The sequence below is a fragment of the Nocardia sp. NBC_00565 genome, assembly GCF_036345915.1.
Taxonomy (GTDB): Bacteria; Actinomycetota; Actinomycetes; order Mycobacteriales; family Mycobacteriaceae; genus Nocardia.
The window spans coordinates 5,609,707-5,629,216 of record NZ_CP107785.1 but is presented as its reverse complement, the minus strand read 5'-3'; the positions used below and the strand labels follow the sequence as shown (position 1 = coordinate 5,629,216).

Annotated in this window: 22 protein-coding genes; 9 read left to right on the top strand and 13 right to left on the bottom strand. The window is 66.9% G+C overall.

Translation table 11 applies throughout. The features are described from left to right. Nucleotides 1-25: 25 nt before the first annotated feature. On the bottom strand, nucleotides 26-3,097 hold the full coding sequence (locus OG874_RS26285) for a BTAD domain-containing putative transcriptional regulator (RefSeq protein ID WP_330249808.1): 3,072 nt from the start codon (nucleotides 3,095-3,097) through the stop codon (nucleotides 26-28). Between the two features lie 69 nt (nucleotides 3,098-3,166). Beyond that, nucleotides 3,167-3,364, bottom strand: a complete 198-nt coding sequence (locus OG874_RS26280; RefSeq protein ID WP_330249807.1) for a hypothetical protein — start codon at nucleotides 3,362-3,364, stop codon at nucleotides 3,167-3,169. 126 nt (nucleotides 3,365-3,490) lie between these two features. Here OG874_RS26280 and OG874_RS26275 point away from each other — a divergent pair, with 126 nt between their 5' ends. The 3 genes from OG874_RS26275 to OG874_RS26265 all read left to right on the top strand — a co-directional run bounded on the left by OG874_RS26275 (nucleotide 3,491) and on the right by OG874_RS26265 (nucleotide 6,232). Continuing rightward, the gene (locus OG874_RS26275) at nucleotides 3,491-3,886 is read left to right on the top strand and encodes an ankyrin repeat domain-containing protein (protein ID WP_330249806.1); all 396 of its coding nucleotides are present in this window, start codon (nucleotides 3,491-3,493) and stop codon (nucleotides 3,884-3,886) included. A 70-nt stretch (nucleotides 3,887-3,956) separates the two neighbouring features. Continuing rightward, nucleotides 3,957-5,258, top strand: coding sequence for a glycosyltransferase 87 family protein (locus tag OG874_RS26270; RefSeq protein WP_330249805.1), 1,302 nt, complete (start codon nucleotides 3,957-3,959; stop codon nucleotides 5,256-5,258). A gap of 65 nt (nucleotides 5,259-5,323) precedes the next feature. Then, nucleotides 5,324-6,232 carry an EamA family transporter gene (locus tag OG874_RS26265; RefSeq protein ID WP_330249804.1) on the top strand — a complete coding sequence of 303 codons (909 nt, stop codon included), beginning with the start codon at nucleotides 5,324-5,326 and terminating at the stop codon, nucleotides 6,230-6,232. Between the two features lie 12 nt (nucleotides 6,233-6,244). Here OG874_RS26265 and OG874_RS44865 read toward each other — a convergent pair whose 3' ends face one another. Continuing rightward, nucleotides 6,245-7,180, bottom strand: a complete 936-nt coding sequence (locus OG874_RS44865; RefSeq protein WP_442943107.1) for a Rieske 2Fe-2S domain-containing protein — start codon at nucleotides 7,178-7,180, stop codon at nucleotides 6,245-6,247. Nucleotides 7,181-7,527: 347 nt separating this feature from the next. Here OG874_RS44865 and OG874_RS26250 point away from each other — a divergent pair, with 347 nt between their 5' ends. Next, nucleotides 7,528-8,301 carry a helix-turn-helix domain-containing protein gene (locus OG874_RS26250; RefSeq protein WP_330249803.1) on the top strand — a complete coding sequence of 258 codons (774 nt, stop codon included), beginning with the start codon at nucleotides 7,528-7,530 and terminating at the stop codon, nucleotides 8,299-8,301. Nucleotides 8,302-8,489: 188 nt separating this feature from the next. Next, nucleotides 8,490-8,807, top strand: coding sequence for an META domain-containing protein (locus OG874_RS26245; protein WP_330249802.1), 318 nt, complete (start codon nucleotides 8,490-8,492; stop codon nucleotides 8,805-8,807). A 6-nt stretch (nucleotides 8,808-8,813) separates the two neighbouring features. On the opposite strand, the gene OG874_RS26240 is transcribed toward OG874_RS26245, so the two are convergent. Both OG874_RS26240 and OG874_RS26235 read right to left on the bottom strand, forming a co-directional pair. Then, on the bottom strand, nucleotides 8,814-9,467 hold the full coding sequence (locus tag OG874_RS26240; protein ID WP_330249801.1) for a TetR/AcrR family transcriptional regulator: 654 nt from the start codon (nucleotides 9,465-9,467) through the stop codon (nucleotides 8,814-8,816). Continuing rightward, nucleotides 9,464-10,147 carry an SGNH/GDSL hydrolase family protein gene (locus tag OG874_RS26235; RefSeq protein ID WP_330249800.1) on the bottom strand — a complete coding sequence of 228 codons (684 nt, stop codon included), beginning with the start codon at nucleotides 10,145-10,147 and terminating at the stop codon, nucleotides 9,464-9,466. Before OG874_RS26235 ends, OG874_RS26240 begins: the two co-directional genes overlap by 4 nt. A gap of 327 nt (nucleotides 10,148-10,474) precedes the next feature. Here OG874_RS26235 and OG874_RS26230 point away from each other — a divergent pair, with 327 nt between their 5' ends. Then, complete coding sequence (locus tag OG874_RS26230; RefSeq protein WP_330257409.1) at nucleotides 10,475-10,765, top strand: hypothetical protein; 291 nt, start codon at nucleotides 10,475-10,477, stop codon at nucleotides 10,763-10,765. On the opposite strand, the gene OG874_RS26225 is transcribed toward OG874_RS26230, so the two are convergent. The 3 genes from OG874_RS26225 to OG874_RS26215 form a co-directional block, all read right to left on the bottom strand. Further along, a complete protein-coding gene (locus OG874_RS26225; RefSeq protein ID WP_330249799.1) occupies nucleotides 10,762-11,310 on the bottom strand; it encodes a thioredoxin family protein in 549 nt (182 codons plus the stop codon). The two genes, OG874_RS26230 and OG874_RS26225, sit on opposite strands and share 4 nt — an antisense overlap. A 58-nt stretch (nucleotides 11,311-11,368) precedes the next feature. Next, nucleotides 11,369-12,322, bottom strand: a complete 954-nt coding sequence (locus OG874_RS26220) for a threonine/serine dehydratase (protein WP_330249798.1) — start codon at nucleotides 12,320-12,322, stop codon at nucleotides 11,369-11,371. A 129-nt stretch (nucleotides 12,323-12,451) separates the two neighbouring features. Then, complete coding sequence (locus OG874_RS26215; protein ID WP_330249797.1) at nucleotides 12,452-12,898, bottom strand: dienelactone hydrolase family protein; 447 nt, start codon at nucleotides 12,896-12,898, stop codon at nucleotides 12,452-12,454. Nucleotides 12,899-13,077: 179 nt separating this feature from the next. Here OG874_RS26215 and OG874_RS26210 point away from each other — a divergent pair, with 179 nt between their 5' ends. Both OG874_RS26210 and OG874_RS26205 read left to right on the top strand, forming a co-directional pair. Then, nucleotides 13,078-13,563 (top strand): hypothetical protein, encoded by a 486-nt coding sequence (locus tag OG874_RS26210; protein WP_330249796.1) that lies wholly within the window; start codon nucleotides 13,078-13,080, stop codon nucleotides 13,561-13,563. A gap of 72 nt (nucleotides 13,564-13,635) precedes the next feature. Next, on the top strand, nucleotides 13,636-14,352 hold the full coding sequence (locus OG874_RS26205) for a helix-turn-helix transcriptional regulator (protein ID WP_330249795.1): 717 nt from the start codon (nucleotides 13,636-13,638) through the stop codon (nucleotides 14,350-14,352). Between the two features lie 26 nt (nucleotides 14,353-14,378). Here OG874_RS26205 and OG874_RS26200 read toward each other — a convergent pair whose 3' ends face one another. From OG874_RS26200 to OG874_RS26190, 3 genes are all read right to left on the bottom strand, one after another. Continuing rightward, nucleotides 14,379-14,774 (bottom strand): VOC family protein, encoded by a 396-nt coding sequence (locus OG874_RS26200; RefSeq protein WP_330249794.1) that lies wholly within the window; start codon nucleotides 14,772-14,774, stop codon nucleotides 14,379-14,381. Nucleotides 14,775-14,829: 55 nt separating this feature from the next. Continuing rightward, nucleotides 14,830-15,243 carry an arsenate reductase ArsC gene (locus OG874_RS26195; RefSeq protein WP_330249793.1) on the bottom strand — a complete coding sequence of 138 codons (414 nt, stop codon included), beginning with the start codon at nucleotides 15,241-15,243 and terminating at the stop codon, nucleotides 14,830-14,832. A 354-nt stretch (nucleotides 15,244-15,597) separates the two neighbouring features. Further along, nucleotides 15,598-16,503, bottom strand: coding sequence for an oxygenase MpaB family protein (locus tag OG874_RS26190; RefSeq protein WP_330249792.1), 906 nt, complete (start codon nucleotides 16,501-16,503; stop codon nucleotides 15,598-15,600). A 132-nt stretch (nucleotides 16,504-16,635) separates the two neighbouring features. Between OG874_RS26190 and OG874_RS26185 the strand changes: the two genes are divergently transcribed. Next, nucleotides 16,636-17,382 (top strand): SIR2 family NAD-dependent protein deacylase, encoded by a 747-nt coding sequence (locus OG874_RS26185; RefSeq protein ID WP_330249791.1) that lies wholly within the window; start codon nucleotides 16,636-16,638, stop codon nucleotides 17,380-17,382. 31 nt (nucleotides 17,383-17,413) lie between these two features. On the opposite strand, the gene OG874_RS26180 is transcribed toward OG874_RS26185, so the two are convergent. Continuing rightward, complete coding sequence (locus OG874_RS26180) at nucleotides 17,414-18,709, bottom strand: D-arabinono-1,4-lactone oxidase (protein WP_330249790.1); 1,296 nt, start codon at nucleotides 18,707-18,709, stop codon at nucleotides 17,414-17,416. 55 nt (nucleotides 18,710-18,764) lie between these two features. Continuing rightward, on the bottom strand, nucleotides 18,765-19,439 hold the full coding sequence (locus OG874_RS26175; RefSeq protein WP_330249789.1) for a TetR/AcrR family transcriptional regulator: 675 nt from the start codon (nucleotides 19,437-19,439) through the stop codon (nucleotides 18,765-18,767). Nucleotides 19,440-19,510 lie beyond the last annotated feature (71 nt).

Here is a 19,510-nt window from a genome sequence, read left to right as displayed (position 1 = left end):
GACGTTCACCTGCACCGGTGCATTCTCAGGTGTGTTCGGTTTGGTCGCGGAGGGATTGGCGGGCGGCGGCGGGGGACGAGGTTGCGGTGGTGGTAAAGGCGGCGGTGAAGGCAGGGGAGCCGAGGAGTTCGCGGGCTCGGGCGGCGGGAGCGAGGAGGTTGTCGTAGCCGCGCTTGTCTTCCGTGCCGAGCAAGGCGGCTGCCGCTCCGAGTAGATGGGTCGCGGCGGTCGGGTTGTCGTCGTGCAGCGCCAGCGCGGCATAGAGGTGCGCGAACATGGCCAAGTCGTCGGGTTGCGCTCCGATTGTTGACGATCCGTCTGAACTGGCGGATGTTCCGAGCAGACCCCTGGTCGCGGCGTCGAGCACCCGTCGAGCGGCCGCCGCGTCGTCGTCCAGTATCGCAATGAGCGCCCGAAGACCCGCACTCCTGGCGCGGATTCGGGTGCCGTAGGCGGTCCGCGCGAGACCGGCTTCGGCGCGGTCGAGTTCCCGCAGTGCCGCCTTCCGGTCGCCGCGGCGCAGCAGATACTCGGCCTGGGCGAGCGAGACGTACGCGGCGGTGCCGGGCTCACCGGCCGCCTCGACATGTCGTCGAGCCCGCGACAGTGCGGCTTCGGCGCGGTCGAGTTCGCCGAGGCGGGCCAGTGCGATGGCCAACTCGGCGCTGACGGCCGCCGCATCGCCGGAGCTGCCCAGCTCCTCGAAGGCGTCGGCGGCGAGGGTGAGCGAGGTGATCGCCTGCGGTAGATCACCGTGGCGCATCTGGTCATCGGCGATCGACTGGAGTGTCGTCGACAGACCGAAGCGTTCGCCCACCGCCTCGAACTCGGTTCTCGCCATGGTCAATTCGTCGATGCTGGTGCCGGTGAGCAATAACGCCATCCCGCGCTCCCATGCGGTGGGGTCGGGCCACCGTGCGGCCGAATCCGCCAGGAGCGCAGGACCTTCCAGGAAGGCGGGCGCGACCGACAGCACGGACCGAGCGGGTCCGGTGGGCACATCCTCTGAACTCCTGGCGAGTTCGAGACCGGCTGTCACCGCCCGAATCCCGTCCCCGATCGCCCCACCCTCGTACCGCGACAACCCGTCGAGCACGTCATGCAGTGCCCGCAGCTCATCCGGCACCGCACTCCGAATCTCCAGCACCGTCCGCGTCCAGCGCCGCCGCTCACTGTGGATCCCGCGCAACGTCCAGTACCAGAACATCGCCGCGATCAACCGAATACCCAACTCGGCATCACCGCTGTCGACCGCGAATCGCAGTGCGGCGGAGATATTGTCGCGTTCGGCATCGAGCCGGGCGAGCGCGTCGAGCTGCGCCGCGGTCCGCAGCTCGGCCTCGGCGGATTCGGTCAACTCCAGGAAGTAGTGTGCGTGCTTGCCGCGGATCAGGGTTTCCCGGCCGGACTCCACCAACCGTTCCAGCGCGTACGACCGGATTGTCTCGAGCATCCGGTACCGCTCGCCGCCGCGCTCCACCAGCGATTTGTCCACCAGGCCGGTGAGCAGGTCGAGATCGTCGATGGCGTCGAGCGTCGCGCCCGCCGGAAATACCGCCAGCCACATGGCCAGCTCCCGTTCGGGTTCGGCCAGTGGCGCCCAACTCCATTCGATGACCGCGCGCAATGTGCGATGTCTGGCCTGCGCGGTCCGGCTGGCGCGACCGAGCAGGGCGAACCGATCATCCAGTTTCGCCACGATCTGGCCGACCGAGAGCGCCCGCAGCCGGGCCGCCGCCAGTTCGATCGCCAGCGGTAGTCCGTCGAGCCGTCGGCAGATCTCGACCACGGCGAGGGCGGTGCCGGCGTCCAGCGCGAAATCGGGGCGGACCGCCCGCGCGCGTTCGACGAAAAGGCGTACGGCAGGGCCGCTTTCGGCAGATTCGGCGGCATCCTCGGGCCAGCGCAGCGGACCGATCTGATGGATGTGTTCGCCGTCGATGGCCAGCGATTCCCGGCTGGTCGCCAGCACGCGCAATTCCGGACCCGCGCCGAGCAGCCGGTCGACGAGCTCCGCCACCGCGTCGACGAGATGCTCGCAGTTGTCGAGGATCAGCAGGACACGTTGTTGCGCAAGGTATTCCGCCAATCGGTCGACGGGGTCGCCCGCTGACGGCTCGAGCAGACCGACCTCGCGCACCCCGATCGTAGTGAGCACCGCGGAGGCGACCTGTTCCCGATCGGTCACCGCGGACAGTTCGACCATCCAGACCACACCGCCCGCTCGCTGGGCAACCTCGACGGCGAGCCGGGTCTTACCTGCGCCGCCCGGGCCGACGATGGTGATCAGCCGGGCGGTCTCCAGTCGCGTGCTCAGCTCGGCTACATCCTCGTCGCGCCCAATGAAACTCGTCACCTGGGCGCGCACGTTGGTGCGGCGGCGCGGACCCGTCGATTCCTGACGCAGGATCGACAGATGTAGTTCGGTCAGCTCCGGGGAGGGGTCGATGCCGAGTTCATCGGCCAGCCGCTCCCTGATGCGCTCGTAGGCCGCCAGCGCATCGGCCTGCCGGCCCGCCGCATACAGGGCGCGGATCAGCAGGGCCTGAAAGCTTTCGGTGAGCGGATGCGCCTCGGCCAGCCCGCGCACTTCGTCGAGGACATCGTTGCCCGCGGCGACCTCCAGCCCAAGTCGGTGTTCGGCCGCGGCGAACCGTAATTCGTCCAGCCGCACCGCCGCGTCGGCCGCGAACCGCAGCTCCAGCAGTTCGGTCAGCGCCGGACCCCGCCACAAGGACTCGGCCTCGCGCAACGTCGCCAGATCGCCCGAATCGCGCCCCGCCGCGGCCAGCCGTTCGAACCGGACGATATCGACATCGACCGGATCGATGACCAGCCGATAGCCGGGCTGCCGGCCCTCGACGCGTGTCGTGCCGACCGCACGCCGGACCCGAGAGACCAACGCCTGCAACGCATTCGCGCCATTGTCCGGCGGGCGATCGTCCCAGATCGCGTCGGCGAGCACATCGGCCGGGACGACCCGGCCGGGTGCCATGGCGAGCCGGGCCAATAGGGCGCGCACCTTGACGCCTGCGATCCGGATCGGCCGGTCCTCATCATCGCGGACCTCGAAGGGACCCAACATCAGCACACGCACGGCACTAAGCCTGCCGTATCGGGAAGGGAGTCGAATTATTCGGTGGAGTCGCCGGCTCGAACTACGCGGCTAGCGACTCTGCGGCAGGATGCCGATGGTCAATACCAGTCCGGCCGCGAGACATCCGGCGGCGGCGGCGGTGGTCGGGAAGGATCGGGTGATGGTGGCGATGCTGGCCACGAAAATCAAACAGGTTGCCGAGGCCAGCAGCGCGGTTCCGCGATCGACACCGGCGATGCGGTGGTCTCGGTTCTGCGTCGCTGTCATAACGAGGGAGTACCCAATCGTCGAGTTATGAAACTGTTATCGACGGTGACCGCCCACGAACAGACCGGTGCGAGTATTCGGCCGCAACTGCCGTCTCCGGCGAACCGCAGGTGGTAGTACTGGCAGATGGGCACTGACAACACGGACGCGGAATTGGCCGAACTTGCCACCAAGATCTTCGATGTCGCTCGACATGGCGATGCCGAGAAGCTCACGGCGTACCTCGATGCCGGCGTCCCGGTGGACCTCACCAACGATCACGGCGACAGCCTGCTGATGTTGGCCGCGTACCACGGTCATCAGGACGCCGTACAGGTCTTGCTGGCGCGCGAGGCCGATCCGAATCGGCCCAATGACAAGGGCCAGACCCCGCTGGCCGGTGCGGTCTTCAAGGGCGAGACCGAGATTCTGCGGGCCCTGCTCGCCGCGGGCGCGGATCCGGACGCCGGTACGCCCTCGGCGCGGGCCTCGGCCGCCATGTTCGGCAAGAACGACCTGCTGAGCCTGTTCGGGGCGTCCTGAGGCCGTGCGGTTGCCACGAGCAGGAACGCCGATTCGGCGACGTTCGCGCGGGTCGGTATAGTCGCCGCGGATGAGTAGTGTCACCACCCCAGATAGGCCGAAGCCCGTGAACCGACGATTCGGGCGCGTGGTGTGGCTGGTGCCGGTGCTGCTCATCGCGTTCGCCACCTTGTGTCTGACCATGCCGCTGTGGCCGTTCCACCGGATCACCGGTGGATTCATCGACCTGCAGGTGTACCGGCTCGGGATCGAGGCGCTGCGCGATGGCGCGGATATGTACGGCCAGCTGCCGCAGACCACCATCGGCATCGGTCTGCCGTTCATCTACCCGCCGTTCGCCGCGCTGGTGCTGAGCCCGTTCGCGCTGCTGCCCTGGGATGCCGCGGCTTTCGCCTTCTTCATCTCCTCGACGCTGGCGCTGGCAGTCACGCTGTATCTCGTCGCGCGGCGGCGCTGGCCCGAACAGGGCGGGTTGCGCCTGACGCTGCTGGCCACCTCGTGTGCGACCCCGCTGGCCATGCTGCTGGAGCCGGTCCGCTCGACGCTGGACTTCGGACAGGTGAACCTGCTGCTGATGGTGCTGGTCGCCGCGGACTGCCTGACCGAGAAGCCGAAATGGCGGCGCGGCATGCTGGTCGGGCTGGCCGCCGCGATCAAGCTGACTCCGGCCGCGTTCGTGCTGTATTTCCTGGTGCGCCGGGACTATCGCGCGGCAGCCACGGCCGCGATCACCGGTGCGGTGGCGACCGCGCTCAGCTTCGCGATCCTGCCCAAGGAATCGGTCAACTACTGGTTCGGCGGACTCGGCAACGTCTCCGGCCTGAGCGGCTCCTCCTTCCACACCAACCAGTCGATCCAGGCCGTGCTGGCCCGGTTCGGCGTGGAGAAGCCGCTGTTCACCGTGCTGTGGCTGCTGCTGAGCGCGGTACTGCTCGTGCTGGTGGTCGCGGCCATGCGGCAGGCGGCGCGGGAGCCCGCGCTGGCGCTGTCCATCAATGCGGTCTTCACGCTGCTGGTATCGCCGATCTCGTGGTCGCATCACTGGGTGATGATCGCGCCCGCCGTGTTCGCGATGGTCTGTTACGCGACCACATTGCCGCGCCGCCAGGCCGTCGGATGGTATGTGGCCATCGCGCTGACCGTCGCGGCGTTCGTATACGGCCCGCAGAACTGGATGCCCGGTGACAATCGGCGCGAATTATCGTGGACGCCTTGGCAACACCTGTGGGGCAACACCTATGTGTGGTTGAGCGTGCTGCTCGTCGCGGTGTATCTGGTGAGCAGCAGGCGTGCGAAGTCGCTTGCGGTCGAGGCGGATTCCGCGCCGCAGGATGCCGATCTCATCGATCTCGCAGGTCCTCGGCCCGCTTGACGCCCACCGGCGTTGACAGTGTGCGGATGATGGGATTTCGGGGATTATCGGCTGGAGGGTGCTGAGTGGTCGCGATCGATCTCGAACGGAGTCCGAAGTCCGCATGGCCGCTGATGGCACTGCGCGCGGTGAGCCACCGTGGACTCGGCGGGGTGCCGCCGACGGCGTTGGTGCTGGTCGGGATCGTCAGCGTGCAGGTCGGCGCGGCGCTGGCCAAACAGTTGTTCACCGCGACCGGGGCCGCAGGCGCGGTCACGCTGCGGCTGTTCTTCGCCGGGATCGTGCTGTTGGTGGTGTGGCGGTCGGCGCTGCGGATCGAACGGCGCGCGCTGCCGGTGGTGCTCGGCTACGGCGCCGTGCTCGCGACCATGAATCTATGCTTCTACCAGGCGATCGAGCGGATTCCGCTCGGTATGGCGGTCACCCTCGAATTCCTCGGGCCGCTCGCTGTCGCATTGGCGGGCTCGCGGCATTGGACCGATCCGGTGTGGGCCGTGCTCGCCGGCGGCGGGGTGCTGCTGCTGACCAAGGCGGGCGGGCAGGTCGGGTGGTCGGGGGTGTTGTTCGCCCTGGCCGCCGGAGTTCTGTGGGCGAGCTACATTCTGCTCAGCGCCGCCCTCGGTGACCGGACCAGTGGCGGTGGCGGTTTGGCCCTGGCGATGGCCTTCGGCGGCGTGCTCATGATCCCGGTCGGCATCGCCGACGCGGGCACCCAACTGTTCCACCCCGCTGTGCTCGCCGCCGGATTCGCGGTCGCGATGCTGTCGTCGGTGCTGCCGTATTCGGTGGAACTCGAAGCACTGCGGCGGATTCCGCCACGCGTGTTCGGTGTGCTGATGAGCCTCGAACCCGCGGCCGCCGCGTTGGCCGGACTGATCGTGCTCGGCCAGATCATGCGTCCCGGTCAATGGGCGGGCGTCATCTGCGTGGTCGCCGCCTCCATCGGGGCCACCCGAACGGCCGGGAAGACCTAGCCGTTCGGGTCGTCAACAGCCCGCGCTGCCGGGGGCGAAGATCGGGACCTCGCACCACCACGGCTTGATCACCGGCGGCGTCGCCGGTGCGCCTGCCACGATCCAGTCGCCCTGTACGGATACCTCGCGCCGGGACAGTGGTTCGTTGGCGGGGCCGGTGGCGACAGATCCGTCGAGGTTGAATTTGCTGCCGTGGCAAGGGCAGTTGATGGTGCCGCCCGCGATTTCGTTGAGAGCACAGCCCTGATGCGTGCAGATCACCGAGAAGCCCTGGTAATCACCGGGATTCGGCTGCGTCACCACGGTGTCGGCGAGAATGAGTCCGGAGCCGACGGGTACGTCGGAGGCGCGGGCGATGGCGTTGTCCGGTGCGCCCTGCTCGACGACTTGTGGCGCCGGTGCGGGTTGTTCCTGGATCTGCTGGGTCGCCGGCAGGGATGCGAAGGCGCCCGCGACAATCCATTCGCCCTGTACGGAGATGGTGCGCGCGGCGAGCGGCTGGGTCGCGGGGCCGGTGGCGACGGATCCGTCCAGGTTGAATCTGCTGCCGTGGCAAGGACAGTTGATGGTGCCGCCGCCGATGGTGTTGACAGCACAGCCCGCATGCGTGCAGATTACCGAAAAGGCTTGATAATTACCGGCACTCGGCTGGGTGACGACGGTATCGCCGAGCAGTACCCCGGAGCCGATCGGCACATCGGAGGTGCGCGTGAGGGCGGTGCCCGGCACCGGTTCGGGGCCCGCCTGCACGTGTTCGGTTGTCGGGGGCGGCGGTTCGGCGGTCGGTACGGCGGTGGCCGAACTCGATGTGGTCAGGGGCGGTGCGGTGCTGGCGGTGGTGCTCGGCTGTGTCGAGGAGCGTTCGCTCGTCGAGCAGGCCGCGACAAAGGCGGCAGCTCCTGCTCCGATGACGATTGTCCGACGGTTGAAGTGTTCGACGCTCATCATGACCTCGGCGTTCTCGACCCGTTGTTGTAGGTGGTACGAGGTAGCCCCCGATTCGGTTCGAGGTCGTTTCGCATTTGCCGAGGAAGTTGGCGCTGCCTACCGCCCGGGTGAGACTGGGACCGGGCGGGGCAGCTACCGGACATTGAACGGATCGGTCCTGAGACCACGGGTAGGTGTTCCATGAGACTCTCCTGAGAAAATCCGGGCCCCTGTCCCCTGAGCTGGTGCGGATCAGGCGACTGTCCCGGTCGACCCGCAAGATCGCCTTGTTGCGAACGACAACGGGCGTACCATTTCTTCTTGCTGTGGGCCATTGCGCGCCCGGCGGTATGGAGGAGGCAGGCACGATGGCCGGGAGCCCATTGGTTGACGGAGCAGGCCGTGGCGTGCTCGACGCCGGTTTCCAGATATTGGAGGCGATTTCGGCGGCACCGGAAGGCTGTGGTCTCTCGCAGCTGTCCCGATCCACGGGGTTGGCCAAGGCCACCGCGTATCGGTTGGCCGAGCAGTTGGTGGCGCTCGGCGCGGTGCAGCGGGTCGAGCAGCGGTATTTCGTCGGTGCCCGGATGGCGGAGTTGGGGCGGCAGTGGCAGGCCGCGCCGATGCTGCGGCGGGCCGCGCAACGACCGGCCCGGGTGTTGGCGGCATTGACCAAATCGACTGTGGCGGTATGTGTTCTCGATGCCGGCGAGATGCGGTTGGTCACCGGGATCAAGGGTGCGGAGTTCTACCTCGGCACCACCGCTGATCCCGACGTGACATATCGGACCGCGTTGGCGCAGGTGCTCTTCGCGGGGCGTGCCGATAACACCGTGCCGCCGCCGACCTATTCGGCCGCCGAATGGCAGCGGGTGAGCGCCGGAATCGCCGATGCCGGAATGATTTCCGTCGATCATCACGAACTGATCGCCGGGATCTGTTGTGCCGCAGCGGCAATACGTCAACCGGTCGGCTGTGATGCCGCCGCGATCGGGTGTATGTCGCTGTCGCAACAGTTTCCGCCGAACCTGCCCGGTCTGGTCGCGCGCGCCGCGCGTGAAATCGAGAAGAATCTTCGCGGATCGGTTCGCTCAGTGGACCGGGTCATTTCTGAGCGGCCGGAAGGGAACCAGGATGAGTGAGCCGTCGAACGCCATGAGTTAGGTCTGATCCACCAATGAGTACAGCATCGCGAAGCGATTCGATAAGGGGTGGCGGTCGGGTGACGGGTGGGCGTACAGCATCGCGAAGCGATTCGATAAGGGGTGGCGGCCGGGCGACGGGTGGGTCCGATGCCGAGCTCTGGGGCCATTGCTATGTTTCTTCGTCCGTGACCGAGAACGGCAGGCCGCGATTCCTGGTCCGCGGCACCCGGATCACCCTGTGGTTCGTCGACGAGACGCACCGCCTGTCCGCCCACGCGGGCGGCAATACGGTGATGTTCGAGGTGGACACCGACAGCGGTGTGCTGAAAACGCGATCCCCCTTCTCGACTGTCCTGTCTTTCGCCCCGGCACTCATCGACCAGGACGCCTGGCTCACCGAATTCCTACTCCGGGCCCCCGCCTGGACCACCGCCAATGGCACCCTCATCCTCACCGGCGACCGCACCACCATCGAACTTCAACAAACCCCCGACCGCCCCTGACCGCGGTTATGCCGGTGGCGTAAGGAAGGATTCGACAACTCGGCGGACCTTGTCGGCCGCCTCGGTGTCGCCGAGGCGCAGGGCCGTGTTGGCGGCGCAGAGGACCGCGTCGAGTTGGAAGGCCGCGAGATCGGTATCCAGGTCGGCGATTTCGCCCGCGTCGACCGCATGACGCAGTTCGTGGGCGATGGTGGCGGTCCAGTCGTGCTGGTCGCGGACCAGGGCATCGCGGACCGGGCCGGGGCGGCTGTCGAAGTCCGCCATATTGGCGACGCGGTAGCAGCCGCCCGCGAACAGCGGGGTTTCGGCGTAGCTGATCCAGTAGTCGATCAGGGCGCGCAGGCGTTGCACCCCATGGGGTCGCGTGCGTGCGGGGCGGATGACGGCGTCGATGAACATCTCGCGGGCGAAGTCGAGCGCCGCCAGTTGCAGCGTCTCCTTCGTCTTGAACAACGTCTGCACGCCTGCCTTGCTGAGGCCGGTGTCGGCGGCAAGTTTGCCGAAGCTCAGCCCGTCGAGACCGTCGAGCGAGGCAGTGTCGACGGCCTGACGCAGCACCAGCTGCCGACTGCGCGCACCGCGCAGCAGCCGCTTGTCCTCGGGCCCACCCGCCACCCGGCCACCACCCCTCATCGAATCGCTGCGCGATGCTTCCCTCATTTGGGCACGCGCTCACCGAGTTGGTGCGCAAGGCATTTGACGACTTCGGCGGCCAGCACCGCTTGCCCCGAGGCGGAGAAGTGGATGCGGTCCGCGCTCAGCAGGTTCTCCCGGTCGTTGATCGGATGCGCCCACATATCGACGACGAGTGCGCCGTATTCGGCGGCCAGGCGGCGGGTGATGTCGTTGACTGCCCGTACCCGCGAGCCCCAGTCCGGAAAGACTGGCACGACATAGGCTTTGCCCAGGGTGAAGGTCAACAGCTGGGCGCCGGTCCCGGCCGCGAAGCGGTACATATCCCGCAGCGTCGCCTCGATCTCGGCGAAATCCGGTGTGCGCCGCACGATATCGTTCGCGCCGCTCGGCAGGTGGAGTAGGTCGGGTGCGAATGCGGTGAGCCGATCCGCTTGGTCTCGCAGCGCCTGTGCGGTGGTCGCCCCATCTCGCGCGGTGTTGAGGTAGGCCAGGTCGGGGTGGACCCGGCGCAGGGTATCCGCGACCCGATCGGCCCAGCCGATGCTGGCGTAGCCGGGACTCGGGTCGCCGGTTCCGGCCGAGAGACTATCTCCGATCACCGCGAACCGCCGCCACGGCGCGTCGAAGAGCAGCGCGGCCGCGTCCAGTGGCGGCAGGCAGAAGGGATCGGTTTCCTCGGTGGTCGGGAGCGTTGCCGTGGTCATATTTAAACAATACGGCCGATCGTATGTTTAAACAAGAGGTGTGACCATCGCCTGCAGCAGGTCGCGCAGGGTTTTCTGTTGGGCCCCGCTGAGTGAGATGGACCGGGACTGCGTTCGATCTACCTGATCGCCGCGGTCCTCACCGTATCGGGTCTGGTGGTGGCGCTGCACATCCTGCGGCGAGACCGCATGCGCGTCGTAGAATCCAGATGACCGGTCTGTAGTTGAATCCGATTGGTGCACAGTCTGTCCCGCGCTGACGGGCTATCATCTGGCTAGACGCTCGCACGGCGTCGCCGATATCAGAAGAGGGGTACGACTGTGAGCATGATTCTCGCCGCGGCACATGACACCTACGGAGCAGTCCTGGCCCAGATCGGTAACCCGACACCGGAGGCGCCGCCCGTCGCGGACAAAATCCTGCAGCTGGTGCGCTATTTCACCTGGTTCATTCTGCTGGCGGGCGTCACCGCCATCACCTACGCGGGCGGCCGGTTCGCGTGGGAGAAATGGTCCGGCGGCGGCCTGCAGTCCCCGAAGATGGTGGCGGGGGCCATGATCGGCGGCGTGGTCGCGACCAGCGCGGGCACCATCATGAACGCGGTGATCGGAACCTAGCCGCGCGCACGCCATTTGATGGAGCAGCCCATGCTCGGCCTATGCGGTTCGGGCACAGGCGCTCCAGCGAGTACGGACTCGATCGCGGCGCGTAAGTCGTTGCCGGTCACCGGCTTACCGTTGCCCGGCGTGGATTCGTCGAACGCGCCACGGTAGGCGAGTGCGAGGTCGGCGTCGTAGAGGAAGAAGTCGGGCGTGCACGCGGCGTGGAACGCCCGGCCCACCTCCTGTGTCGCGTCGATCAGATAGGGGAACTTCCATCCGGCCCGGTCGGCTTGGGCGCGCAGCCGATCGGGCGCGTCGTCCGGGTAGGCGTCGGCATCGTTGGTGCAGATCGCCACGGTCGGCATTGCCACGCTGGCGAGCACCTGGCCGAGCTCGGCTTCGATGTGCCGCACGTATGGGCAGTGGTTACAGGCGAAGATGACCAACAGTCCGGGCCCGCCCAGGTAGTCGGCGCGGGCGTGCGTGCGACCGTCGAGATCGGGCAGGGCGAAGTCCGGGGCGGGCGTACCGACCGGGACCATAAGGGATTGGACCGACATGAGTTGCCTCCATCCGAGTCGATATCGAGCATAGTTCGCCCGGCCCCTCGTCCCGGACCTAGCGCGCCAGGTCCGAAGGGTCGGTGTTGGCGCCACACAGCACGACGCAGACCCGTTCGCCGGGTTCGGGGCGATAGGTGCTGGTGGTCAGGGCGGCGAGAGCGGTTGCGGCAGCGTGTTCGACGGCCAAGCGGCGGTCGTGCCACAACGCCTGGCGGGTCGCGATGATGTCCTCGTCGGGGACGAGAACCGAGGTGACGTCGTAGTTCTGGGCCGCATACAGCGCCAGCTCGGTTGCGCGGCGGGCGCCGAGGGAATCGGCGGCGACCGAGTCGACCGGTGCGTCGACGATCGTGCCTGCTTGGATCGCGGCGTGCAGCGCCCGGCAGTTCTCCGGTTCGACCGCGATCGTCCGGACGCCGTAGTGGTGTGCGGCGGTGGCGATTCCGGCGAACAGACCGCCGCCGCCGACCGCGACGACGACGGTATCCAGCCGGGGGAGCTGGCGGTGGATCTCCATCATCAACGTGCCCGCACCAGACGCTATGCAGGGGTTGTCGTAGGCGTGGGAGAGCAGAGCGCCGCTGCTGTGGGCATATTCGCGGCAGGCGGCAAGCGCCTCGGCATACTCCGTGCCGACCAGGCGCACGTCCGCGCCGTAGCCGCGCAGCCGCTCGACCTTCACCGTCGGTGCGGTGGTCGGCAGGAACACCGTCGCCCGCACGCCCTGTCCGCGCGCCGCCCATGCGCACGCGAGTCCCGCGTTCCCGCCGGAGGCGATGGTCACACCCGCGTCCGACAGGGTGCCATCATCTCGGTGTGCCTGGATGAAGTTGCGCGCGCCACGGGCTTTGAACGAACCGGTGTGCTGCATGAATTCCAGCGCCAGCCACAGCTCGCAGGGGCCGGATCCGGTCGTCGGGACCGCGTCCCCTGGTGCCAGCGCGACCGGCCGCACGTATCCGCTGATCCGATCGCTCGCGGTCTTGACGTCGCCGTAGGTCAACTCCATAGGTGCTCCTCGCACTAGGCCCTGCCGACCATCTTGCCCCGAGGTGGGTTCCCCGGTGTCGGCCACAGCCCCAGTGGCTTCGGCGCAGAGGTCGCACCCTGTGCGCGGGAGCCACTGGCTATGCGCGACCTATGTACTCGGGGAGGCCCGCCGCAGGAGCGCGAGCAGGTCGGTCAGATGGCGGTCGTAGGCCGCCTGATCGAAGACCGGGGTATCGCGCATGGTGAAGCCGTGCCGGGTATTCGGGTAGACGACCGCCTTATCGGGTGTGAGCGCCGCCCGCGCCGGACCAAGTGCGACAAAGAATTTCGCGTGCGCCGCCGGATCCGCGGAATCGGGCATGGGCAGTATCGGCGCGCGTCCGGTTCGGTAGAAAATGTTGGGTGCCAGCACGGTATAGCCATGGGCCGCGATGGCTTCCATCATTTCGCGCAACCAGGGCCGCAGGCCGTAGGCGTCCATATAGAACAGCACGCCGGGGTGAGCCGTGCCGTCATCGGGTCGGGCCAGGTAGGAATCGGCATTGCCGTCGGCGGTGGGGACATCGAGGGTGCTGAATGCGACGGACATCGTCATGGAGTTCCTTCGAAGTGAATAGCAGCGAGAGCGACGCCGACAAGTATCGCGCTATCGGGACTTTCGATATCTGCCGAGTCCTCTTATTTGCGAACAAATTGCCGATTTTCGTGCCATGTAGTCTGCCTGCATCTGGAAGTTGTAGTCACGCTCTGTTCGACGCGAAGAGAGGTTGACCTGTGAAACTGATCTGGATGGCGGTTCCGGCGTTGCTCGCCGTTGCCGTAGCAGGGTGTACCGAAGACAAATCCACTACCGCCGCATCGACATCGGCCGCTGCCGAATCGCGTTCGACGAGCGCTACGCCCGATGCGGCCGAACACGAGCAGCCGGGTAGCGGGATGCGGATTCCACTGGGGGACACCAAGAAAGTGCCCATTCCCGCCGACGCCGTAATGGATATCAAGGTACCCGTCGATTGGGGCAACGCGACCACGAGCCTGCGGTGCACGGTGACCGACAGCACCGGCCGCAACGAAGATCTGCGGTCGACCAATGCGACGAAACAGGAAACAATCGACGGGAAAGAGTGGATGACGCTGTGGACCTTTTCCTCGGCGGCGGGCGCCGAGGTCACCGTCGGATGCAAGGATCCGGAGTCGAAGATCGCCGCGGGCGATAATCCGGTGATCCGGGTCATCCCGCGCGGTATCACCCCGCACTGATTCGGGGTGATTCAGTGATTGAGGCAAACCGTCAACGGCGAACGTCGAATCAGCGGGCGTAGCCTCGGATTCGTGAGTGGCGCGCAGGTGGCGGCGGGCTATCGGGAGCGGCGGTCGCGGCTTCCGGGTGCCGTTGTGTGGACGAACACCAACGCCACCGGGGAAAAGGCGCTGCCGGTGCTGCCGGATGGCTGTATGGATCTGTTGTGGCACGACGGCAGGTTGCTGGTCGCCGGGCCGGACACTCGGGCGTATATGGCCGAGGGCCGGGCGGAGACCCGGTGGGCGGGGATTCGGTTCGCGCCGGGGAGCGCGCCCGCGCTGCTGGGGGTGCCCGCGCACGAATTGCGCGATGCCCGGGTCGAGTTGGCGGATCTGTGGCCATCGGCGACGGTTCGTCGGCTCGCGGAACAAGTCGGCGCCGCCGAGGATCCGCTGGCCGCGCTCGAGGTGATCGCGATGCGACGCGCATACGACACCGACCCGCCGGATCCGGTATTGCGGCGGATCGTGGACGCATTGTCGGCCGGATGGTCGGTGGCGGCGACCGCCGAAGCCGCGGGGCTGGGGGCGCGGGTGCTGCATCGGCGCTCGCTCGCGGCCTTCGGGTACGGGCCAAAGACGTTGGCGCGGATCCTGCGGCTGCAGCGGGCGCTCGCGGTGGCCCGCAGCGGAGTGCCACTGGCGGACACCGCGTTTCGCACCGGGTTCGCCGATCAAGCCCATCTCGCGCGCGATGTGCGTGAACTGGCAGGCATGCCGTTGAGCGAGTTGCTGGCCCGCTCATAGCGTCAGGGCGACTGGTATGCGGTCGCTCAACCGGGCAGCGGCGCGTACAAATCGACGCCGTTACCGTCCGGGTCCTGGATCGAGGCGTAGCGCTGGCCCCAGAAGGCATCCCACGGCTTCAGTTCGCCGTGGTAACCGGCCTCGACGAGTTCGTTGTAGACCGCGTCGACCTCGGCGGGGTCCGCACACTGGAATGCGAGCCCGATCCGGCCCGTGCTGGTCGGCTGCTGCCAATCGGCGTGGAAGGACTTGATCACCGCTTCGGTGTCCAGCGTGACGCGCATGCCGCCGGACAACGCGGCCTCGTTGTGCCCCTCGCTCTGCGCGCCCTCCGGGAACTTGAGCCCCAGCCGTCGGTAGAAGGCGAGCGAGGCGGCCATATCGGTGACAACGATGCCGATGACGTTGAGTTGTGGAGTCATATCCGCAGCGTATGCACCACCGCGGCACGCGTCTTGAACAAATCGGACAGCGCGCTCAGCTCGCGGTCGCCGGAATCAGTTCGCCGATGAGGTTCTCCACCAGGATGCGGATCCGGTCGCGGATCGAGCGCACGATGGCGATGTCCTCGCCGGTCGGATCGGGCAGCATCCAGTCGCGGTAGCTGATGCCGGGGAAGAACGGGCAGACATCGCCGCACCCGATGGTGACGACCACGTCGGACATCGCGACCGCGTCGATGGTCAGGAGTTTCGGCGTCTGGTCGGAGATGTCGATATCGAGTTCGGCCATCACCGCGACCGCGGCCGGGTTGAGCTTATCGGCGGGTGCGCTGCCCGCGGAGTGGACCTCGATGCGGTCACCGGCGAGCGTGCCGAGGAATCCGGCGGCCATCTGCGACCGGCCCGCATTGTGGACACAGACGAACAGCACGCTGGGCTTGTGAGCCATGTGCGGGAATACCTTTCAGGCTGGTGCAAATCGGAGCGATGCTGGGTGCTATGTCGGAATAGTCGGGCAATGGTGCACGGGTGATCGGCGTCGTAGTGTGTGCGTGATACGTATACCAGGGCGGGTCGAATGTGTTTCTCGACGAGGGGGCCGACGCTGTCCGCCAACGCATCTCGAGGTCCGCGCGCGGGTCGTCGTCCGAGAGTTGTTGCCGCGCGCGGGATATGGACCAAGAAGAAACCGGTCGGTCAGGAAATCGGTATTTCGCCTGGACACAGCGATGCCCGCGGTGCCGAACCGGCAACCGCGGGCCGTTGACGATGACAGGCCGACGCTCGTCGCGGCCCGGACAACTCACATAGGACGCAGATCGATGACTTTGCGCAGCCGTGCGCGATCACGCTCGAGCCGACGCGCCTCGTACGCGATCGGGAAGTAGCGCACCCGTTCGGGCAGCAGCGGCACCGCGCGAGCGATGAACCAGCCCACTGCCTTCAGCTTCCGCTCATCGGACGCCGACCAGGTCAGCCCCAGCTTGCGGCGTGCGACCTCGGGAGTGGTGCCGACCGTCACGAAATACTGCAGCCACCCGACCGGCGCGACCGCGCGCTTCCACACCGGCCGCAGCGCACGCGGCAGCTGTGCGGGCGGCGCGATCGACCGGATCACCCGCAGATAGTCGTGTGCGGTGCCGGTGTCCTGCAAATGGTTCTCCACCATGTCGGTGAAGAACTTCTCGAATGCGGTGTAGTCGGCCGGAATCTCCTTGGGCGCCACCGAGAAATTGCGCATGAGCTGCACCGTCTCCTGGTAGTACGCCTCCTTCTCGGCCGCGGTGAGCGGACGGCGGGCGAAGTACTCGGAGTTCATGGTGAAGGCGAAGGTGCCGGTGTGCAGCACCCAGGCCCACGGTCCGGACGATAGCGCCTGGTGTCGGACGCCATCGGCGGTCGTGGTGTTGAGGGTGGTGTGCATCTTGCGCAGTCGATCCGCTTCGGCGATCGCCTCGTCGCCGCCATAGATCCACATCATCACTGAACCGACGCTGCGCACTGCGCGCCCGAGCGGATCGGTCCGGAAGGTTGAATGCTCGTCGACGACGGCGGAGATGGTGGGCTCCATCGTCTGCAGCAGGAACGCCGACCCGGCCGTCAGGGAGAAGGTGATCAGTCCGGTCTCATCCCACATGCGCGTGCCCGGCCCGAACGGGCGGCGCTGCGGTGCGGTCCGCGAGCTGGTGTCGGGTGCTGCGGCGGTCATTGCGATCTCCTTTGATCATCCCATCCAAGAGCATGAGAGATTTAGCATAGCAATCTCTCATCGATTCGTCCGCCCTGAACTGCCGCCGCGGCCCCTGGTCGCCCAGGGCCCCGCGTCCTAGGCTGGTTCGATGTGACGACCGACTGGCGCAAGCGTGACGGGCGGATCGGTGTGCTCACCGGCGCGGGCATCTCCACCGATTCCGGCATTCCCGACTTCCGCGGCCCGCGCGGGGTATGGACGAAAGATCCCATCGCCGAACTGCTGTCGACCTATGACGCCTACCTCACCGACCCGGAGCTTCGGCAACGGTCCTGGCTGGCCCGGCGCGACAACCCGGCCTGGCGAGCCGAACCGAATGCCGCGCACGCCGCGCTCGCCGACCTGGAACGTGCGGGACGCACGATCACGATCATCACCCAGAACATCGACCGGTTGCACCAGCGCGCCGGATCCTCGCCGAGCCGGGTCATCGAGATCCACGGCAATATGTTCGAAGTCGTCTGCATCGGTTGCGATTACGAGACGACCATGGCCGCCACCCTGGCGCGTGTCGCCGCGGGTGAGGCGGATCCGCCGTGCCCGGCGTGCGGCGGCATCCTGAAGTCCGCGACCATCATGTTCGGCCAGCAGATGGACCGCCGCACCGTGACCAAGGCCGCGCTGACCGCCGAGGCCAGCGATATCTTCCTGGCCATCGGTTCCTCGTTGCAGGTGGAACCCGCCGCGTCGATGTGCGCCATCGCCGTCGACGGCGGCGCCGACCTGGTCATCGTCAATGCCGAGCCGACCCCTTACGACGGCATCGCCACCGAGGTCATCCGCGAACCCATCGGCACCACCATCCCAAAGCTGGTAACCGAGATATTGGCTACCTGACGACCCGTCCGGACCACCGCGGAGCGGCAGATCAAACGCTACCGAGTACTCGCTCAATGTAGGCGTTGGTGAAGCGACCCTTCGGGTCGAAGCGGCGGCGGACCTCGGCGAAGCGCTCCCACTCCGGATAGCGCGGACGCAGCGTCTCCGCGGTCTGGAAGTGGCGCTTACCCCAGTGCGGGCGGCCGTTGTACTTGTCGAAAACCGCTTCGCAGGCGCGGAAATACGGTTCGAAGTCCATGCCGCGATACTGGTGCACCGCGATGTAGCAGGTGTCGCGGCCGCCGGCGGGGGAGAGGAACGCGTCATCGGGGGCGACCCAGCGCACCTCGATCGGCATCAGCGTATCGAATCGGGTCGACAGTTCCTTGATCTCGCGGATCGCGGCCGCCGAACGCTCGCGCGGGATCGCGTACTCCATCTCGGTGAACCGAATCAGCCGGGGCGAGGCGAAGACTCGATAGGACCGGTCGACCTGACGGCGGTAGCTGCCCGCGTACGCCGCGCCGCGGTGGATCCAGGGTGCCAGCCCCGGCCGCCGTTTGCCGAGTCGGCACAGCGCATCGAAGGCGTAGTTGGACATCAGAATGTCGGCGAACCAGTCGGCGGCCTTACCGCGCGGTTGCTCCGGCAGGTCGACGGCGTTGTTGCGCTTGGTCATCGCCAACGAACTGTGCCCGAACATATAGAACTCGAAGTGCTCATTGCCGTCGACATAGGAATCCAGATCGCCGAGGACATCCTCGACCGGAATCGGCCGCTCGATCCCCTCGAGCACGAACGACGGCACCAACTGCAGGGTGACCGCGCTGACGACGCCGAGCGCGCCGACGCTGACCCGCGCCGCGCGCCAGCCCTCCGGATCTGTCTGTTCATTCACTTCGACCCGGCTGCCGTCGGCGAGCACCAGTTCGATGGAGTGCAATGCGGCCGAGAGGTTCGGCAAGGTGGCGCCGGTGCCGTGGGTGGCGGTAGCGGTCGCGCCCGCGATGGTCTGCACGTCGATATCGCCGAGATTGGGGAAGGTCAGGCCGAGCGGATGCAGTGCGTTGCTGGCGGCATTGAGGGTGATGCCCGCCTCGACTCGGGCGCGGCCGGTCTCCCGGTCCACATTGAGGATGCGGTTCAGATTCGTGAGATTCAGCAGGACACCGTCGGTGAGGACGGCATCGGTGAAGGAGTGACCCGCTCCGGCGACGCGTACTGTCTGTCCCGTGGTGGCTGCGTGGCCGATGATTTCGGCCAGTTCTTCAGTGCTGTGAGGGGCTGCGATAGTGGCCGGTGCGCACTGCTGATCCCCGGCCCAGTTCCCCCACGAGTTGGTCATACGTCCAACTGTAAGGGACGGCTCAGTGACTTGCTAGATATGTCCGATTTTTGCGCTAGCGCTTGCGGCCCGTGCAGACGACGGACTTGGCCTGTTCCACTTCGACATCGGTCAAGGGGGGTGCCGGCAGTGGTCGGCGCGGCGTGTTGTCGCTGCGTACGCCGTTGAGCGCGATGGCCATATACCGCTGCCAGGTATTGGGATTGACCGGCTTGGAGAAGTCGGCGATCGCGTCGACCATGTGGATCAGCGCGAAGAAATCCGACGGTGCGATATCGGGCTGCAGTGCGCCCGCGTCCCGCGCGCGATCGATGACCGCGGCGACCGTAGGCTTGATCCGGTCGCGCAGCTCGGCGAAGCGCTGCAGATCTTCCTCCAGCTCGAGCATGACCTCACTGAAGCCCCGATTGGTAGCCAGATGGGTGCAGGCGTACTCGAAGATCTGGACCAAGCCCAGCCAGGGGTCGGGATGCTTGGCGGCGGCCTCCGCGGCGACGGCGAACTCGCCGACGTTCTGTTCGAAGACCTCGGCGATCAATTCCCTCTTGTTGGCGAAGCGCCGGTAGACGGTGCCGACGCCGACACCGGCGCGTTCGGCCACATCGTCGAGGGTGATCTCGAGTCCGTGATCGGCGAAGAGCTGGCGGGCTGCCTCGACGATGCGCTGCTGATTGCGGGCAGCGTCGGCGCGCAGGCGCCGAGGTGGAGGCACGGTAGTGGCGTGATTCACAGGCACATCCTAGCAATAAGCGGGATTAAGCGGAGGCATTGTCTCCGTTATTGTGTTAGCTTAACGCGATA

Bases quoted from the DNA above. Each gene is read 5' to 3' on its own strand.
- OG874_RS26240 (WP_330249801.1), bottom strand. From the start codon at position 9,467: ATGAGGGAAGCATCGCGCAGCGATTCGATGAGGGGTGGTGGCCGGGTG.
- OG874_RS26220 (WP_330249798.1), bottom strand. From the start codon at position 12,322: ATGGAGTTGACCTACGGCGACGTCAAGACCGCGAGCGATCGGATCAGC.
- OG874_RS26215 (WP_330249797.1), bottom strand. From the start codon at position 12,898: ATGACGATGTCCGTCGCATTCAGCACCCTCGATGTCCCCACCGCCGAC.
- OG874_RS26190 (WP_330249792.1), bottom strand. From the start codon at position 16,503: ATGACCGCCGCAGCACCCGACACCAGCTCGCGGACCGCACCGCAGCGC.
- OG874_RS26280 (WP_330249807.1), bottom strand. From the start codon at position 3,364: ATGACAGCGACGCAGAACCGAGACCACCGCATCGCCGGTGTCGATCGC.
- OG874_RS26275 (WP_330249806.1), top strand. From the start codon at position 3,491: ATGGGCACTGACAACACGGACGCGGAATTGGCCGAACTTGCCACCAAG.
- OG874_RS26235 (WP_330249800.1), bottom strand. From the start codon at position 10,147: ATGACCACGGCAACGCTCCCGACCACCGAGGAAACCGATCCCTTCTGC.
- OG874_RS26225 (WP_330249799.1), bottom strand. From the start codon at position 11,310: ATGTCGGTCCAATCCCTTATGGTCCCGGTCGGTACGCCCGCCCCGGAC.
- OG874_RS26270 (WP_330249805.1), top strand. From the start codon at position 3,957: ATGAGTAGTGTCACCACCCCAGATAGGCCGAAGCCCGTGAACCGACGA.
- OG874_RS44865 (WP_442943107.1), bottom strand. From the start codon at position 7,180: ATGATGAGCGTCGAACACTTCAACCGTCGGACAATCGTCATCGGAGCA.
- OG874_RS26180 (WP_330249790.1), bottom strand. From the start codon at position 18,709: ATGACCAACTCGTGGGGGAACTGGGCCGGGGATCAGCAGTGCGCACCG.
- OG874_RS26200 (WP_330249794.1), bottom strand. From the start codon at position 14,774: ATGACTCCACAACTCAACGTCATCGGCATCGTTGTCACCGATATGGCC.
- OG874_RS26250 (WP_330249803.1), top strand. From the start codon at position 7,528: ATGGCCGGGAGCCCATTGGTTGACGGAGCAGGCCGTGGCGTGCTCGAC.
- OG874_RS26195 (WP_330249793.1), bottom strand. From the start codon at position 15,243: ATGGCTCACAAGCCCAGCGTGCTGTTCGTCTGTGTCCACAATGCGGGC.
- OG874_RS26230 (WP_330257409.1), top strand. From the start codon at position 10,475: ATGATTCTCGCCGCGGCACATGACACCTACGGAGCAGTCCTGGCCCAG.